Raw genomic sequence first — 18697 nt, 5'->3', positions numbered from 1 at the left:
CTGCGATTGGATTATCTGCCAGGAATTAGTGCTTACTACGTTTTGATTCAAAACCTGTGTAGACCATTGGAACAGACCGGCGTTTCGGCTTTCCCCCTTTTTTTGTTGTCCCGGGCCTCTCTGATAAATCCACCCCTGATAGCCCACATAACCCTGAAATAAACTTCGCATCTTTACCTTCCATATCTCGCCGACGGAGACTTTCTTCTACTACAATCTCTCTCTGTTTCTTTCTGCTCAATTTTTTTGGCGCTTTGCGAGCTATTGAACGAGTAGATGCTGGCTGCGCAACAGCAGCTTTGTCGCTATTTGCCTTTGTTTCCAGCCGCTGCGATTTTGCAAGTTTTCTCTGTCTCCGCTTTAGGCAGATTGCTGCATTCCGTTCATACTTCGAGTTGAGCCTCTGAAGCAAGTCCACCATGAACGGTTTTATCAATAACCTCTCCAGTTCTTGTCGAGGAATTGATGAACTTCGCAGAATCCACTCAAAGAGTGATTCGACCTCCACTCCGACATCAAGATTGTTCGATTCTCGGAGAATAACGGATGGATTTCGAGTCAGTATTCCCGATAGCGCTGACCTTGCATCCTTGATACTCACACGCGGCATGTCGCCTATAGCCCCATCGTCTTGACTTAGTGGAAAGCTCTCCGTGATGTCCTCCATTATTGAATTGTAGCTTTGCTTCCAAATACAGCAATCACTTGTGCCAATTCAAAGTTGGACCGGAAAAAATTTAACCTTGATACTGTCGGCAATTGGATACATTATGATGTATGACGCGCACCCAAATCTACCTCACGGCAACTGAAGCCCAAGGAATCGCCCGTGTCGCCGCCGCTTCAAGTCGCAAAAATAGCGAAGTCATCCGCGAAGCCATCGATCAGTATCTGAGTCGGCTGAGCCCCCAAGACCGCCTCGGCCGACTTCGCGCCGCTAAAGGCATCTGGCAAGACCGCGAAGAACTCGATCTTCGCAGCATCCGTGAAGACTTTGACCGCTTTTGATCATGCTTGTCGACACTGACATCCTCATCGACTACCTGCGCGGAAACTCCCATGCCGTCCACTACCTCGAAACCAACGTCAATCTCATCTCCATTTCCTCAGTCACTGTCGCTGAGCTTTTTCAGGGAGTCCGTGAAGGCGAAGAACGCACACGGCTCTCGACTACCCTCTCCGCATTCACCGTCCTGCCACTCACTGAAGAAATCGCCCAAACTGCCGGGCTTTACCGACGCGACTTTCGCTCAAGTATAGGTTGCGGTTTGGCCGATTGCATGATCGCCGCGACCGCATCGCACCACAACCTTGAGCTTGTCACTCTAAATGCCAAACATTTTGGCATGTTACCAAATGTCACCATCCCTTACTCTAAGGGCTGACACCAATGCGCCGAGCAGGCAAATTGCGCATCACACTGCCGTTTGCTGAAAAGCGGACACCCTGTCCGCCCACACACGAAATCCATAGCTAAACTCACTTCCGGCGGCGACGCATCCACAGGGCTGCCACGCCCAGCAGAATCAACATCGCACGGCCTGGCTCAGGAACGTTCGTCACCACAATAAGCAGTCCATCCGTCGTGAACCGGCTCGTGTCCCACATCAGGAAACCGGTCAATGTCGGCAGTGCAAGATCGCCAAGCAGCCCACCGCCTCGAATGTCACCGCCGGTATTAAACGCACCAGCGTTGTAGGCAATGGAAGCGTCCATCACGTTAAACACATCACCCAATGACAGGGAAGCCGGGTTGCCGGTTACGGTAATCACCCCTTCATCACTCAGGTTGATGGTGCCGGTCACGTTCAGATAGTCGTAGTCCCCTTCCAACGCAGGTGCGGTCGAACTCCATGTGGTCGCAATCAGGTTCACGGCTGCTGAGTAGTTCACCGAAGTCGTATCCAGATCACCCAGCGATCCGATCGAGCCGAAGTTTCCGGTCTGACCATTGCCAAGCTGGAAGACGATCTCCGATCCCGTGTCCATCGTCAGCGTGCCCAGCACCTCCAGCGATCCCAGTCCTTCGCCTGCCGAGTCGCCAGGCTTCAGCATTCCTGAGATCAGGTGCAGCGTGTTGACATCCACTCCGTTGATCAAACCAGTCCCCGCCAGAGTCGCTCCGCTGAACACCACCGTGCCGCCAGGACCCGTGGTTCCCACGCCTGCCTCGCCGACCTGCAGCACGCCTTCAAGAACATCCGTGCCACCATGATAATCGTTCACCGCGCTCAACAGCACCACGCCGCTTCCCGCTTTCACGATCTTGAGCCGGTCCTGCGCAGGAGCTGCTTCACCGATGATGCCTGAGAACTTCACCCCAGGGCCGGTTCCCGATCCCATGGTGTGCGATACCAAAGTCACGGTCTTCGTTTCCACTTGGGTCGAATCCAGGTCCTGCAGCGCAATGCCGCCGGTGAACTCGCTGTTGCCCGAATTGAATGCCGTCGAGCCACCCACGCTGGTGGTCCCGCCTGTCGTGGTGGCGTTGACGTCAATCTTGTTCGCCGTCACCAACCCGCCAGTGTTTTGCAACAGGGCGATGTTCGGTGCTTTCACATCTTCACGGAAGCGAACCGGATCATTGTATCCGTTCAACACCGCCACATTGGGAGCCGTCATGAAGAACGACTTCCCGCCATGCGTGCCACCCGTCACATCGACCTGGACCCCGTAGCTCATCTCCGGCTGATTGCCATAGGCTGACAAATTCGGCGCGCTGGCATTGAAGTCGTCCGCACGCACCAGGGTCATCACCCCACCGGCAACGCTGGCAACCGTGTAAATCCCGTTCGATGCAGGATCAAACTCCTCGTCCTTCACCAAAATGCGATCACCAACCCCATAAGTAATGCCATCAATGGATTCGCTCACGCCGGTGAACTGCCCCTTGCCAGTGTCGCCAGCAGGTTCAAAAATCGCCGTGCCTGTTTGAAGCAGACTGGTCGTTGTCGCGCCCTTCACCGCCGTGGCCAAAACCGTCGTGGCATCGCCCAGTTCGACCGTGCCCGCACCGAGTGAACCGCTGTTGCCGACCAGCACCGTTCCAGAACGCACCACCGTGCCACCATCAATGGCCGCATTGTTGGTGGTGCCTGCGGTGGAACCATAAGTATTGGCATTGACGAGCGAAAGCGTGCCGCCATCCATGACCACCAAAGAACCCGGACCCGTGAAGGTGCCTGCTCCGCTTGACTCCAGCGTGGCCCCCGTGCCCACCGCCAGGAAGGTCTTGCGACCCAAGGTCACCGTCCCGGTAAGGCTCGCGGTGCCAGCGCCGGTTTTCTCCAAGAACGCCGTGCCATCCGCGTTCTCGGTTCCCACATTGATGTTGTTCGCCAGCGTGGTCACCCCTTGCAGCTGCAATGCCGTTTCATTGCTGAAAAAAGTGTCCAAGGTGGTCGCCATATTGACGGCACCAGATCCCAACGAAGCACCCGAAGCCACCGACAAACGTCCGTTGCTGATCAAGGTGCTCCAAGTCTGGCCTGCGTTGTTGCCTGCCACCGTTTGATCGCCGAACCCAATCTTCTGCAAGAGGCCCGATCCAGTGATCTGCCCGGCAAAGCTGCCATCGGTGGTGTTGTCCCAGCCGACTTGAAGAGTCTTGTCGCCCAGCGCCACCGTGCCTGCGCCAAGGGCCGACTGAAGCGAACCCACCTGCTGGTTGAAGTTGGCCACATTCAACGTGCCACCATCCACCACGTGCCTTGAGTAAAGGGAAAGCGTGTTGTTTGCCCCGCCCTCGAGCACTCCGGCCCGAACGACCGTATCTCCAGAATAGTATTTGGCAGAGAATCCATCCACCAAGCCCGCCATGACCAGCGTGCCATCACCTTCTTTGGCAAAACCACCGGAGCCAAACATGGTGCTTTCAATGGTCAGCGTCGTTGCCGCCGCCGTGCGGATGATGTTGTCCACATTTTCCCATAGATCGATCTGGCGATTGGCCGCAAGGGTGAACGTGGCCGTGGTTTCCAATGCACCACCGTTAAACTCAATCCACTCGTCACCATTGGCGGACAATGGAACCTGCCCCAGATTGGCATCACTAGAAACCGCAAGGGTGCCGCCTTCGAGCCGGGTTCCACCACGATAACCATTGATTCCGGTGAGTTCCAAACGTCCCTCTCCCTGTTTCACCAAAACCACATTGCCATCCACCGAACCCGCATAGGTGGTTTCGGCGGCCTGATTGACGGTGAAAGTGTTGAAATCGAACGCGCCGTTGTTCACTGATCCACCCGTGCCGGCCAAAGCCGACACTTCCTGATCAAAGCCATTGAGGTCGAACATGCCGCTCGATCTGGTGGTCAACGTGCCGGTTGTCGACAAGCCATTGACGCGACCGATCTGCAGAATGCCCGCTTCGATGATCGTATTACGGTAGCTGTTCTGGCCGTTGAGAAGGATAATATCCTGGCCGGTTTTGGTCAGATCAAAGTCGCCAGTGATGTTGCCGTCGATCTGCAAGTAGGAGCCTCGCAAACCCGGATCATTGGGATTTAAGTTCGTTGTAGTATTTAGCTTGCCCATGTCATACGACACCGCGTTACCGCCCACTACATAGGGTTGTCCCAGGAACGAATTCGCAAGAAGGTTAATCGTCACCCCACTTCCCAAAGTCTGAATGATCGCAATTTGATCGTAATCCAATGGCTGGTAACCCATGATGGAGCCGCCATTGAGGTTGATGGTCTGCGTTCCGGTTTGACTGGCACCGATCTGGAGATGCACGCCTTCTCCCAAGTTCACGGTTCCAGATCTTGCCCCATCCACGGACCATCTTTCAATCGAGCCAAACCGTTGATCCAATGTTGCGGTGGACTGATAGTTTGCCACCGCAATTTCAATCGCCCCGCCTTGATTGATTACCGCAGTGTTACCGGCGGCACCAAAGGCTCCGTTGTGCAATACGCGAACGGTGCCTTCGTCCACAAAGCTAAAGCGGTTACCATCAAAAGTGCTGGAGTTATCACCAAGGGTGAGTATCCCATCGCCAGTCTTGATCAGATCAAAGACACCATTGTTATCCAGAGCACCGAAACTCACTCCGGTGGTGGATCCAGCGCCGTAAGATCCCGCATCAACAAGAACCATATAGTTGTCGAACAAGGTCACCGTGCCCGTAAAAAGCGTGTTGCGCGCACCATCGACCTGAAACCTCATCAAACCCTCCTGCAAACCACCAGCGGTCGTCGCCGTGGTTCGAAGGTCGATGTCTGCGATCTTCTGATTGCGGTCAGCAACCCCGCCCATGGAGGAAAAGATCCGGTTATGATCGTAGGCAGTAATTTTGCCACCACCCCAGTCAAACAAGTCTACCGAGCCACTGTTAAAAACATACTGAAGATCGGTGAGGGTATGAGAGTCGCCTCCATCGCGCCGGTCGTCATTGTCTCCAGTCGCTGAGCCATTAAGGATGACTTGGGAAGTGGAACTGCCGTTGGACCCAGGAGTCAGGAACCGCAAGACACCTTCGTTAACCACCCAATTGCCGGTGAACTGAGACTGGTCACCCCGAATATAAAGGGCGTTTCTACCGAATTTTGTAACTTGATCCGCATAGATCTTGCCATTGATCTGGGCAACGTTGGCACCGGCATAAATGAGCGCCTCACCGTCACCGTTGCCAGAGCTGCCAAAGTAGAGATCCGCATTGATCGTCCCGGCGTTGTTGCCACCCAGGATCAGTCCTCCGCTACGAATCTTGATCTGGTTGAACTGGCCGTCTGCGCTGGTGTTGATGTCTCTCAAGTAACGCAAGGCGTGCACATCAAGATTTGATGCCAATGTCTGGGTTCCGGTCGCCGCAGCGAGGTCAAGAATGCCCGTTCCATCGGTCACCGCAGCACCCAACGCGCCACTCAATGAAGTCGTGGCGGCAGCAGGGTTGATGTAATTGGCGGGAGCACCTCCTTGAGTGATCAGTTGCAACCCGTTGGTCGCATCATACTTCAGGAACTGGTCCGCCTGCCGGCTGACAATCCATGGAGCCACCATGTTGTTGGTCATGGGAATCGCTCCTCCGCCGGTGATGAAGAAAACCTCGGTGTTGTTCACCCCGCCGTCTGCCGTGTTCGCACCCAGCAATCCCGAGGTATGGTTGATCGAAAGAGTTCCATGCAGCCCACGCGTCAGCGCATTCATCCCCAACCCCGCGAATCCCGTGCCCTCACGTCCAATGCGCACCTGGGACCCACGTTGAATCACCAGTTCACCTATGTCTTCGCGGTTGGTCGTGGCCGTGTTGACGTTACTCGTGCCACGAATCTGCAAATTCGATCCGTTCAAGGTCAGAACACCACTATCATCAAATCGACCTTCACCACCGGGGTCATTGGAGGCAGTGCGGTTGTCGAACGTCAATCTCGATCCCGTATGCATTACAATCGTCGTGTAATTTTCTCCTGCTTCATTGACCAGACCACCCGCTGCACCAGAGAACCTGATGGAGCCATAGTTGTCCACCGGACCCGTTCCAAGAGGCGTTCTAAATGTTGAAGCCGTAGGATTGCCGCCCTGAACTTCAAAACCCGTTTGATACCAGCCACCACCAAAATCTCTCGCACGGGACACGGTCGTGCCGCCGCTGTAGCTGTTGTTCAAATTGCTCCCAAAGACGACATGGGTCGAGTTGTATCCGGCAGAGAAATAGGAATTGGGGCGTCCAATCATCACTTGTGCGCCCGCACCGCTCAAGACATCCGATTCAGCGCCAGGCTGAAGCGTAAGGTTGCCTCCACCACCTCCTATACGATAGATATTGCCCGCGCCGACCCCGAGAGAAGTGGCCGAGTAGGTGGAGTTGCGGTCTTGCAAGGCACCGAGGCTCCAGCTTCCGTCTTGAATGTTTGCCATGTTCAACGCGGTGGAAACCGTCAAACTATCCAAGGCAAGAATGCCACCCAGACCAGCACGGGTCTTGTTGTTCGCCATGGGGAGCAAGGTGTCGATGGCAGCCAACGCTGCAGCCGTGTTGACTGCCAGAACGGAACTGGTGGTTTTCCCACTTTGGAATCGGGTAATTGCCCCTCCGGCGATATTGGTGGTGGAACCCAGAGAAATGGCACCCGTGGGTCCGACGGTAACCTGTCCGGTTCCCAAGGTCGCAAGGGTCGCGGCAGGAGTTACCCGAACAAAGCCATGGAGAATATCCAGCCCTCCAGTCCAGTTGCTGTTGGAGACGTTGTTATCAAAATGAAGAAACCAATTCCCATTTTTAACGACTTTACCCTGCCCCTCGATGGTATCCCTCAAAAACACATCGGAGGATTCCGTTAGCAGCGTCAGGGTGTCATTCACGATCATCTTGCTTTCAATATAAAAGTCGTCACCAAAGCTTACGGCATTGAACCGCAAAGAGGCATTGTTCTTGGTGACGATGGTATTGGTGCCGTTGTTTGCTCCAATCGTCACGTGAGCACCGGTTGAACCGCCATTGCGGTCAGTGATGATGCTCACCTGCCCATTGACGAAAAGATCCTGATTGGCAGAGTTGAAGTGAGAGCCACCGCCGTTATTGGCCAGACGAAGTGTGCCGAAGTTCAGCGTGACATCGCCGGTGCCCCCGATGTTAGGACCCGCCCCATTCAAGCGCCATTCACCGCGGTTCAATGTGAAACCACCTGTGAGGCCGGTATTGGAAGCGTCAAAGCGCAACGTGCCATTGCCAGACTTGGTAATATTCGCCGCACTGTTGACAGCACCCGTCAAAGTAGCAGTTCCCGTGTTCACGCTGATGCCGACGGGGCCGGTTCCGCCTATGGTGGTGTTCCCTGTGACTGCAAAGTTGTAGCCGTTGTTGTTGACCACCTGAAGCAATGTCCCCGCAAGGCTATCCGTCCCCTTAATTTCCAACTCGGCAATCGAAATGGTCCCGCTGCCAGAACCGGTGAACCGGTTGGTATCGATCCGGGCCAAAGGCACGTTCCCGGCAACGATCACCTTGTTGTTATATGCCTGACTGGTGGAGTCGGTGACCAACGCCAAGATCGGCATCTGCCCTCTGATCTCCGTCCCGCCATTGCTGTTGTTTTGGTGATCGCCGTGCAACGTGATGGTTGCAGTTCCCAAGACGTCGTGCGCGACGTTGGATTTTTCAACGAACAAAGTGCCTCCATTCAGTTGCACATTGCCTGTGATCGCATTGTTCTGCGAAGCAAAACGAACTGCTCCCGTGCCGAAGATGGTCATGTTATCCGCCGTCACATTGCCGCCGAATCGGAGTTGATGTTGATTGGTATAAACGAAGGCTTCTCTGGCCGTCGTGCCATCTCCAAAAAACACATTGGTAGTGTTGAAATTCACCCGCGCGTTGTCGCGACCGACGTGTATCAAACCACCACCGTGAATGTTGATCTGTCCCCCGGTGAAAGTCGTGTCATTTCCAGAGCCCTCATGATTCACCCGCAATGCATACACATTGCTGGTGTCCGTCAGCGTCGCATCGCCGGTAACTCCGGCATAGTCGGCAATGGAAGACGAGGTAAGTGACGAGAAGAACGTTGCCCCGGTTCCAACGGCACCGCTGGTGTTGGTGAAAGCAGCATTGGTAATGCCCGTGTTGGTGTTGTAACTGAGGAAGGTGTTGCGGCTCGCGTTGATCATCCACGCAGGAAGAATTCCGTTGGTGGTATTGTTCGTGATCCAGGTGGCATCATTGATGAACATCTTCATGGATTGCAGGTTCACCAAACCGAGTTCGTTGCCATTTTCCCGGATGCTGAGGGCCGATTGACCAATGCGGTTGATGCCATAATTGGTGTTCAACACGATCTGACCATTGGTATCGGTGCGCGAAAGCAAAATGCCCGCTCCCCCTTTGATGGTGATCTCACCCACCGTTTCCTGGTTCACACGACCGCTTTGGCTGACGAGTGCCAGCTGAGCTCCATCCAAAATCATGTCCGTATCGTCTCCCCACTTGTTCTCTGTGGTTTCGAGACCCAAGTTGCTGTTGTCCTGCCTGGAGATGACGAACTGGTCGTTGATGTCCATGCCGTAGTTGAGCTGCAATGCGCTGCCGGGACGCAAATTCACCACCGTCGCAGTGGCGCTGCCATCGTCATTGGTAAAACGGCCATCACCGCGCGCCTCAAGCCTTCCGTAGACATCGATTTCCGAGGTCTTCAGATCGCCATGAAAGATAAGGATTCCATTGATCGCATTGAACTCCCCACCACGATGAATGGTGGTCGTTCCGGTGTAGTCCGCTCCGCCGTAGATACGAATTTGTGCCGTGGTCGCATGCGGAAGGCTGCCGAGATCAATCATGCCACGCCCCACTTCCACGGAGGCCGATCCGGTCAACAGGTTGCTTTTGGCCAAGCCAAGCACACCGCCACTGGTGCCGGTGAAACGGTAGACGTTATCAACGCCAGCACCCAAGGTGTCAGCTGTGTAATAGGTCGAACCTTGAAACGCTGAAATGCCCCACCTGCCGTTACCCATCTTCGATTGATCAATCGTATTGGTGAACAAGCCGCCGTCGCCAATCCCCAACGAGATGCTGCCGTTGGTCGTCGAGCGCAATCCGTATTCGGCAAGCGCCGCGTTCTGACCAATATCCACTCTTACGGTGCCCCCCGTTTGACTGCCAAACACCTGAACCCGCTGCCCCTGCTGGGTCAAAACATTGGACGTGGCGTTAAATCTGACGGCTGTCGTTCCATTCTGGAAGTTGCCTTGGTTGAGAATGATGTCTCCGGTTCCCGCATTGGAGGTGGAACTGGGAACAAAATTGGTGCCCGCGTAGCGAATGTCATCCGTGCCCCGATTGCCGAACAACAAAGTGCCGCTGCTCACCACCGTTCCACCACTCCATGCACTGTTGTCTGCTGAAAGCATCAGGTCGCTTCCGCCAATTTTGGTCAAGGTGTAATCCCCCACAATGGCTCCCGCAAGAACCAGCTGGGAATCATTTTGAATCCGCGCATGATTCAACAAAGTCGTCGTGCCATCAAAGCGTGGAATATAAGTGTTCGCTGCCGTCACCAAAAAGCGTTGCACGTCCAGGGTTAGATTGCCCATGGTCAGCAATTTGTTGCCACCGCCGCCCTCGGGCCGGTCTACGCTGAGTGTAGAATCCCCGCCGGTCACCGTGAGGTTGTTCCCAACTGCGATGCGCTGCGCGTTGGTCGTGCTATCGCCGGCACTGCGGAGACTCCACTGGCCGCCACGCAGGATCACATTGGTGGTGCTGGGCAATGAGAAGGCCAGGCCGGATGGTGTGGCCCAGGAGTTGTCATCGGCACGGGTGAGAACCACCCCTTGATTGATTTCCAGGGTTTCCAATGAGTTGGCCTGATTGCCGTTGATGTTGGTCAAAGACAGAGTGCCTCCTCCGATCTTGGAAATTTTGGAGCCTGCACCGCCGATGATCTGACCAGCGAAAGTCTGGTTGCTGCCCTCGCGACCGACCGTGAGCGTTGCTGTTCCAAGATCCAAGATTCCACCCGTGTGAAAGACGCTGCCCGGATTGGCCCCTGCGAGATTGCCGAACTCTTGGTTGTTGCCGTTCAGATTGATCCGACCGTTGGGTTGAATGGTTACAATCGATCCGCTCATGGCGTTGAGATTACGGAAAGTTGGGATCACATTAGCAGCGGTCAAACTCAAGATGCCCTCGTTAACCTGAATGTTCCCCTGAAAGGAGTTTGCGCCGCTCAATTCAAGCGTTCCCAACCCAAACTTCGTGAAGACCGCCGCACTGGCAACATTGCTTGCGGACAAGGTGTTGTTGGCATTGCTCCTCAGGTTCGAAAGGGCGGCACTGATCGTCGAGACCCCACCATCGTCGACATAGACGCTCAATTGATTGTTGGCGAAATGCAGGTCTCCGTTGGAAATGTCCGCGCCGTCGTTCAACAACAAACCGCCTCGTCCTGTCGCCGTCGCATCGCCCACGGAGAGACGAAAGCCGCCGAGATCCAAGCTCGTATCGGTGCGAACCGCATAGACCGAACGATTGGCCGTCAGGGTTCCACCAACGCCCGACGCGTCATAGACCTGGTTCGCTCCTGTCACCGCATCAATGTTTCCCGTATTGGTGCCAAAATTGTGGGCTTCCACGCTCGTTCCATTCATGGCGGCGTAGGTGGCATCCTGAATGTTGTTTTTGGCCACTGCCCATGCACCAATGATTCCATTGACCGCCGCAGGTGCCGTTGTGAAGCGAATCTGCGACTCGCCACCCAAATTGCCGACCGTGCTGTTGAATACCAAAGTGCCACCAGCAGCCGTTCCAGTTGGTGCCACCAATGATCCAAAGGTGAATTGCGTAGTAAAACTGTCCGCAGCATCATTCACCACCACCCGACCACCGCCACCTCCGACCGTCAACGCTGCCGTCGTCGCGGTGTTGGTGTTGCCAGCGAGGCCATCGATCTGCAACGTGCCATTGGTGACTGTGAATGCGGCGTTGGTTCCGAAGGGACTGACGGCACCGGCCTGGGCTTTGCCGATCAAAACGCCATCTGCGATGATATTAGCTCCCGCGTAAGTATTGCCAGTCGCACGGTCAATGATAACGGTTCCATTGCCAACCTTGGTAATTCCGCCCGCACCAGTAATCAAACCGGTAAAAGTCACATCACCACCCGTTTCAGCGGTAATATTGATTCCACGTGTCGCAGTAATGGTGCCCGAAAAGGTCTTGCTGCCCGCATCCAAACCACCAATGGTCTGGGTTGATCCCGTTCCATTGTTGGTGATACTGCGGGACAAGTTCCTTGTGCCGCTGAGCAACAACTGGCTGAAGCTGCCGCCTGCCATGGAAATCGCACTGCTGCCATCGCCAAAAGCGTTGTCATGACCTGCCACCAGATAGCCGTTGTTCAGGGTCGTAGTGCCACTGTAGGTGTTGTTGCCGTTCAGCCACAACGTGCCCTGTTCGGCCTTGAGCAAATTGAAAGTGCTGGCACCATCGTTGATTGCTCCTTGAATCGTCAAGAGGGCGCCGCGTGTGCGGAAGTTCGCATCCCGTCCCATGGTAAAACCGCCATCGACCGTCAGACGGTATCCATGAAATCCGTCAAAGATCAGATCGAAATTGGTCAGTCCACTCACCGTTTCCGTGCTCAATGCCGCCACATGAACATTCACATTTTCTGATCCGGATGCCACTGCTCCCACCGTGACGATGCGGGTGGATGCATTGTTGCCGCCCTGGAACCGAATCTCGCTCATGTCATACGTGGCATTTCCCCCAACAATCTGACTTGCGTCAGGCCGAAGCTGCAGGTTGGCGGTTTGGTCGCCGTCGCTCTGCATGATCAATTGCTGACCGGCCTGTCCATTGGCTCCAAGATGCGTGAGCACCAAATTGCCTCGGGTAAGCTCCGTGCGCGTGTGGGTGTTATCGCCGTTAAGAATCAAAGTGCCCCCAGAACGCTTCCTTAAAATGGTGGTCCCCGCCGTTGGCGAACTCACCGTTCCATTGATTGTCATCAGTGACTCCACATCCAGATAGTTGCGACCGTTGTTGGAAGGGGTGATCACCAAATTGTTGATCTGCAAATCAGATCCATTCTGTCCGCTGACCGTCAGGACTCGTTCGTTGTCGCCCAGGGTGATGTCATTCCACATCAACTTCGAGAAGCCCGCACCACCCAGGGTCTGCACGCGGAACACCGAGTTGCCACCACGAACATCGAGATTCCTGCCTGAATACTGGCTGTCCATCCCGCTGTAAACACCCGATTCCATGCTCGGACGAAACTCACCACCCCGCAGGTTCACCACATTGGACGCCGCACCGAGGGAACCATTTTGTCCAACAATCAACAAACCCGAATTGCCAACAAGAACTCCACCAAACAGACCCGTCGTCGCAGTGAAATTTTGGGCCTCAGGAATGTAGACCGCACCGCCGATGTTCCAACGGAAGTTGTGGTCGTATGAGCCAACCAGCAGGTTGTTATTTCCCGTCAGCACGTTTTCATTTGCAATGGTCAATGTTCCATAACCAGCGCCAAGAAGATAAGTGTTTTGATTGACCGAATTCAGCCGAATCCGGCTCGCCGTCAGAGTATCTCCGGTATAAACGGCGTTGGCGGTGCTGGCACCGAACCAGATTGCCGAGTTGGGAGTCACTGCTTGAGCGCGACCCACCAGATCAACCGAGGTTTCCTTGATCCCATTCAGCTGAATGGCAATTGGACGGTTTTCGTTGACCCGGTCATCCGAAATGAAGATGTTGTTCCCGCCCGATGCCATCACTCCACCATTGGCCGAGAAGCTCTGGAAATTCACTCCGCTGCCATCCCCATAACCCGCACCCAAACCGATGGCTGCTGCGTGATCGTTGCTGAGATTGCTGAGCACGATGCGTTGATTGTCACCGATCAAATTAGGGGAGTCCACATACAAAGCCCCGAGGTTGCCGACCAAAATGTCATTGCCGAGCACATTGGCACCAGCACTGCCGCCTTCGCGAATCCACAAAAGCCCTTCGCTCACTGCCGTGCCATTTTCATATGAATGCTCACGATCAAAGATCAGCACGCCACCACCACGCTTGACGACTCCTCCGTTGCTCAGTTCGCCTTCGATTCGGGCAATCGCCCCACGGAAGCCACCGGAACTGTTGCCGTCCACACGCAGATACCGTGTTTCTCCGGCGAGGTCCAAGTCATTCACCAGGGTCGTTGCGTGAGTGGCATTGCCGCCGTTGAGGGTGAACATGCCGGGATTAAAAAACGTCGACCCCCATGTCACCGGGGCACCCGCACCGCCGAAGTTGAGATCGATGGCCCGCCCATAGGCGGAGAAACCAGATCCCTGACCACCGGAAAGCTGCACCTCACCCACCCCGCTGCCGAGTCCCCGGGTGAAATGGCGATCCGACTCATAAACCGACTGTCCAAATGAGCTGCCATTGATGTCCAGGTTTCCGGATCCCAAGCCGACAATGTTGGAACCCACCACATCCCTGATCGTGCCTTCATTGATATAAGTAGTGCCCGTGTAACCATTCGCCGCGAAAAATTGCACGGTGTTGCTCCCTGCCTTGACCACGGAAAGCGCACCGCCTGCCCCATCAATGATGTTCGAAAAGATAAATGCATTGGCATTTGCCGTGTGCAGGAACAATTCATTGGTTCCTGAAGTCAAAGTCGACGTGCGAATCGTGTGTGTCGGCCCCCCCGTCGATCCACGGCTGAACATGATCCCGCCCGAATCCACCGTCAGAGCGTGAAGCCCGTCAATGGTCCGGTTGGTGTCGCTGGTGATGCTCAAACTGTTCACCGTCCGAGCCGCAGTCAAGGTCCTGTTGTTGTCAGTCTTGACGTTTTGCGAGGCCAACCAGCCGGTCTCCGGCGTGTTCAGGGCATAGTCCGCATCCACGAGAGCCGTGTAACCATTTGCCCCATACTTCACAAAACCACCCACCCCGTTATGCAACCGCGTGACCATCCATCCGTTGACGATGCCGTCGTCAGGAACAATCGCCGCCGAATTGGCGTTCATCACCCTCGCGTAGGTGCTCGCTCCCAATTGTGCCGCACCGGAAGGCGCGCCTTCGACATTAAGAAACAATGTCGATCCCGGAGAACTGCGCAACAAGTCCGTCACCGTCAGCGTCTGACTGTTGGCCGCCGCCACTCCACGCATGTCAATCACACTGCCACCGCCAGAAAGGCTCACGACGCCCAGCGTCTCTTCAAAATTAAAGGCCGGGTTTCCCGAAAACCCCGAGTTTTCCAATCGAATACGACCGCTTTTCAAGTTGATGGCCGTCGCATCCGCCACCGCGTTGACATTGATGTTTGCCGCGTTGTTGAATACAATCCTCAACATGCTGTTCGTCAGATTGAATGCTGAAACGTTCTTGTAAGCGCCTGCATTGGTCGCATTTGCCTCAACCCGCACCTCCCCAAGAACTGAATTGATCGCCCCTGAATAAGTGTTTGCAGCATTTGAAAGACGAAACCCATCGGTGCCATAATGCGTAATCGCTTCACTGCCGGAAACCACTCCGGAAAAGGATACAAACCCCAGGCCACCCACCTCCATGGCATGGTTCACGTTGAAGGCAGAAGCAATGGTAAAGGTGCCGCTGATGTCATTCTGAATTCGCGACTCACCCGTCATGGTCACTGCCCCAGTGATCGCAGCCTCCGAAGCCCCAAAAACTTTTCGTAAGACCCCTTGTCCCCTAAATCCATCGCCTTGAATAGAAATTATCTCAGCTGGATTGCCAATACCTCCAGCTCCCAAGGCATCGGGCGCGTAAGACAAGGTTGCCCCAGCAGCCACTGTCGTTGTGCCGGTAGCGTTGCCGAGGACCCTGCCATCATTGCCCAAGGGCGCCATCATCAAGTTCCCTTCATTGATTAAAACATTTCCCGCCCAGTTGACGCTGTCTCCACGCAAGATCAGCAAACCCTCCCCGGTTTTGATCAGATTGCCCGCACCGGTCATCACTCCAGACATCGTCAACGGGGCACCATCGACTTCCACCGTCAATGCCTCGGCAAGCACCATGTTGGTCGAAATCAAGTCGCCTGCGTTCCCGGCTTTTTGAATCACCGCTCCCAATCCTCCATTGTTCATCGTCAGCGACCCTCCAATACCGGCAGCAAGCGTCAGACCGCCGTTTCTAAACGCCCACGAGTCCAAATTCAAGGCCCCCAACGTCACGCCGCCGTTGAGATTCACCAACATGCGCTGAAAAGGATAAACGTTGAAATTGGCCACATCACCCACTGCATTTGGCAACACCCCGACGTTCACCGGCGATAAAGAATCAGGATTCCAGTGACTGTGATTCTGCCAGTCAAACGTCCCCTCGTGGTAGAAGACATTCCAGTTAAAATCCGCCGCTGGAACCATGGGCACTGCGCCAAGTGACGCAGCGAACAAAGCGCGTTTGATGATTCGGGGGAAGAACGGACGCAGTGCTTTCATAAAGAGGAAGAGACGAAACAAAATTCAGTGCAATCACAAGTCTCCAAAACAGGCTGTCGACCTGTGAGAAAAACTGCAGTTGGTGCCTTGAAGATTAAATTTCTGATGTTCAAAAAAAATATTTTGAACGTTTTTAGCTTAAACCAAAATAACTTTCTACTATTTTTATTCGTCCGAGAAATAAACATTTTTTCTCGAAAGATGATTGTCCAGTTGAACGCACGTAACTCGAGACTGTCCACTTCGCCCTCGCTCGGAAAGCATTGCAACCGAAGCAGTCCGCCCAGATTTATGGGTCGAAATGCCTGTTCACCAAGACATGCATTCGCCATGTGCTTCGCCAGCTCGCCCGGCTGGCAAATGTCCCCTGTCAACGTTGGTTTTGACTGAGCTAGTCAACGAATTCAACCGTCACCGCAGCAGCAGCACGCCGGGCCTTCTCCCTCGCTGCATCAATCGTCATCGCCCGCACTGCAACCACGCCCATGCGACGTTTGCCCTTTACGGTCGGTTTTCCAAACAATCGCAAAGCAGAATCCGGCTCTGCCAGAGCTGCGCCCAGATTGCCATAAACGATGTTGCTCGAACTCCCCTCCACCAAAATGACCGCCGAGGCACTCGGCCCATGCTGAACGATGTTCGGAATTGGCAGCCCAAGAATTGCCCGGGCGTGCAAAGCAAATTCACTCAAGTCCTGTGAAATGATCGTCACCAAACCCGTGTCATGCGGTCGCGGTGAAACTTCGCTGAACCAGACCAAATCCCCCTTCACAAACAGTTCCACCCCAAAAAGCCCCCATCCACCCAAAGCCTCCGTCACCGCGCCCGCGATCCGCTCGCTCTCTTTCAAGGCGGCTTCACTCATCGGCTGGGGCTGCCAGCTCTCGCGATAATCGCCCTCCTTCTGCAAATGTCCGATCGGCGCACAAAACGACGTGCCGCCCGAATGCCTCACGGTCAACATGGTGATCTCATAATCAAAATCCACCATCCCCTCGACGATCACTTTTCCGCGTCCCGCGCGTCCGCCTTCTTGGGCATACTGCCAGGCGGGAGCAATGTCCTCCTCCTTGCGAATCACACTTTGACCTTTTCCCGAGCTGCTCATGATCGGCTTTACCACACAAGGAATGCCAATCTGCATCACCGCCGTCTGAAACTCCTCCTCCGTAGCCGCGAAAACATAACTTGAGCAGCGCAACCCCAACTCCTCCGCCGCCAGCCTTCGAATCCCCTCGCGATTCATGGTCAGCTTCGCCGCGAGCGCCGTCGGCACGACCTTGAATCCGTCCGCTTCCAGCTCCACCAACACCTCAGTCGCAATCGCCTCCACCTCCGGAACGATCAAATCCGGCTTTTCCAAAAGCAACACCCGCCGCAACGCGTCCGCGTCCAGCATTGACAGCACATGAGCCCGGTCCGCCACCTGCATCGCCGGGGCGTTGGCATACGAATCCACCGCGATCACCTCGCAGCCAAGGCGTTGCAGCTCAATCACCACCTCCTTGCCCAACTCCCCCGACCCCAGCATCAAAACCTTGGTCGCGGAAGGAGAAAAAGGAGTGCCAATCGAAGGAGAAAAAGAGGAGGCTGAGGACATCCCGCCACCTTTATCTGACTCCCCACCCAAGGCAAGCCTCAACCCTCATCCTTTAGCCCTTCGCCTTTATCCTTTCGCCTTTCGCCTTTCGCCTTTCCCGATCACACCATCCCCAGCTTCATCTTGCCTTCTTCGGAGATCATCCCCTGATTCCACGCCGGTTCCCAAACCAGGTCCACGGCTGCATCGTCGATCTCTTCGATGGTCATGATCCGCGACTGCGCATCGGCGGCAATCGTCGGTCCCATGCCACACCCGGGTGCCGTCAACGTCATGGAAATCTGCGCCTTTTTGCCACCTTCCTCTTCCACCACACGACAGCCATAAACCAGTCCAAGATCCACGATGTTCACCGGGATTTCCGGATCATACACGTTCTTCAACTGCTCCCACACCTGCAACTCGAGCGGGGTCGCATCCGCGGGAATATTGGTCGAAGAATCCGGCTCGCCAGCCGTTTCCGCGTTTGGATCAATGCCCAAGGCGTCCACGTCTTTTGCAGAAATGCGTGCCAGACCATGATCCGTCGCCACCGTGTAGGTGCCACCCAAAGCCTGGGTGATGATCACGCGTGTGCCAAGCGGCAACTGCACCGCATCTCCACTGGGGATCTGAATGGCTTCAACGTCGCGTGTAAGGGTAATGTCAGTATGCATATCGATATATAAAAAATTCCGTGCTCAAATCGGCACAATCTTGATCTTGCCAATCTTTTTGTCCGCCGCACCCAGCGCATCATGCAGCGTGGGAGCCATCACCATCGGAGCCGCCGCCTCCACCTTTGCCTTTGGCGAAGGCACTCCTGACTGCGACTCCGCCTCCAGCGCCGCTTTCAAAGCCCCTTCCACCATCTGACCGCAATGAATCTTCATCGGCGGCAACGGTCCCAAGGGTGCACTCATCTGTTCTGCACTCAAATCCGCCGCTTCTTCCCGCGTCTTGCCAAGTATCATCTGCGTCGCCATGCTCGCCACTGCGATGGCAGTCTGGCAGCCAAAACTCTGAAAAGTCGCCTTGTCGATCACCTTGCGACCATCCTCCTCTTTATACTTCAACCACATGCGCACCATGTCGCCACAATCCGGACTTCCCACCGTGCCCACCGCATCCGCATCCGCCATCTCACCGAGATTCTGCGGATTGCTCACGGCATCTTGAAAAAGCGTTTCGTCCATAATTGTATTG

7 protein-coding genes are annotated in these 18697 nt (G+C 55.0%); 2 read left to right on the top strand and 5 right to left on the bottom strand.

Features of this window, described 5'->3' with window-relative positions; genetic code table 11:
• Nucleotides 1–25 precede the first annotated feature (25 nt).
• Nucleotides 26–667, bottom strand: coding sequence for a hypothetical protein (locus FEM03_RS03485; protein ID WP_138084785.1), 642 nt, complete (start codon nucleotides 665–667; stop codon nucleotides 26–28).
• A 110-nt stretch (nucleotides 668–777) separates the two neighbouring features.
• Here FEM03_RS03485 and FEM03_RS03480 point away from each other — a divergent pair, with 110 nt between their 5' ends.
• Together FEM03_RS03480 and FEM03_RS03475 are read left to right on the top strand one after the other, a co-directional pair.
• The gene (locus tag FEM03_RS03480) at nucleotides 778–1008 is read left to right on the top strand and encodes a CopG family transcriptional regulator (protein ID WP_138084784.1); all 231 of its coding nucleotides are present in this window, start codon (nucleotides 778–780) and stop codon (nucleotides 1006–1008) included.
• A 2-nt stretch (nucleotides 1009–1010) separates the two neighbouring features.
• Entirely contained in the window at nucleotides 1011–1385 is a 375-nt protein-coding gene (locus tag FEM03_RS03475) for a type II toxin-antitoxin system VapC family toxin (protein ID WP_138084783.1), read from the top strand.
• Between the two features lie 94 nt (nucleotides 1386–1479).
• On the opposite strand, the gene FEM03_RS03470 is transcribed toward FEM03_RS03475, so the two are convergent.
• From FEM03_RS03470 to FEM03_RS03455, 4 genes are all read right to left on the bottom strand, one after another.
• Nucleotides 1480–15912, bottom strand: coding sequence for a beta strand repeat-containing protein (locus FEM03_RS03470; RefSeq protein ID WP_138084782.1), 14433 nt, complete (start codon nucleotides 15910–15912; stop codon nucleotides 1480–1482).
• 391 nt (nucleotides 15913–16303) lie between these two features.
• The gene (gene purT / locus FEM03_RS03465; RefSeq protein ID WP_138084781.1) at nucleotides 16304–17512 is read right to left on the bottom strand and encodes a formate-dependent phosphoribosylglycinamide formyltransferase; all 1209 of its coding nucleotides are present in this window, start codon (nucleotides 17510–17512) and stop codon (nucleotides 16304–16306) included.
• Nucleotides 17513–17613: 101 nt separating this feature from the next.
• The gene (gene sufT / locus FEM03_RS03460; RefSeq protein ID WP_138084780.1) at nucleotides 17614–18168 is read right to left on the bottom strand and encodes a putative Fe-S cluster assembly protein SufT; all 555 of its coding nucleotides are present in this window, start codon (nucleotides 18166–18168) and stop codon (nucleotides 17614–17616) included.
• A 24-nt stretch (nucleotides 18169–18192) separates the two neighbouring features.
• A complete protein-coding gene (locus FEM03_RS03455; RefSeq protein WP_138084779.1) occupies nucleotides 18193–18687 on the bottom strand; it encodes an iron-sulfur cluster assembly scaffold protein in 495 nt (164 codons plus the stop codon).
• Nucleotides 18688–18697: the final 10 nt, after the last annotated feature.

Source organism: Phragmitibacter flavus, assembly GCF_005780165.1.
In the GTDB taxonomy this organism is placed as follows: domain Bacteria; phylum Verrucomicrobiota; class Verrucomicrobiia; order Verrucomicrobiales; family Verrucomicrobiaceae; genus Phragmitibacter; species Phragmitibacter flavus.
Note: the sequence above shows the minus strand (reverse complement) of the source record. Positions and strands in the feature narration are given on the sequence as shown.

What these genes read in the sequence shown, in the direction of transcription:
- FEM03_RS03485 (WP_138084785.1), bottom strand. Translation starts at nt 667, where the DNA reads ATGGAGGACATCACGGAGAGCTTTCCACTAAGTCAAGACGATGGGGCT.
- FEM03_RS03480 (WP_138084784.1), top strand. Translation starts at nt 778, where the DNA reads ATGACGCGCACCCAAATCTACCTCACGGCAACTGAAGCCCAAGGAATC.
- FEM03_RS03475 (WP_138084783.1), top strand. Translation starts at nt 1,011, where the DNA reads ATGCTTGTCGACACTGACATCCTCATCGACTACCTGCGCGGAAACTCC.
- FEM03_RS03470 (WP_138084782.1), bottom strand. Translation starts at nt 15,912, where the DNA reads ATGAAAGCACTGCGTCCGTTCTTCCCCCGAATCATCAAACGCGCTTTG.
- purT (WP_138084781.1), bottom strand. Translation starts at nt 17,512, where the DNA reads ATGTCCTCAGCCTCCTCTTTTTCTCCTTCGATTGGCACTCCTTTTTCT.
- sufT (WP_138084780.1), bottom strand. Translation starts at nt 18,168, where the DNA reads ATGCATACTGACATTACCCTTACACGCGACGTTGAAGCCATTCAGATC.
- FEM03_RS03455 (WP_138084779.1), bottom strand. Translation starts at nt 18,687, where the DNA reads ATGGACGAAACGCTTTTTCAAGATGCCGTGAGCAATCCGCAGAATCTC.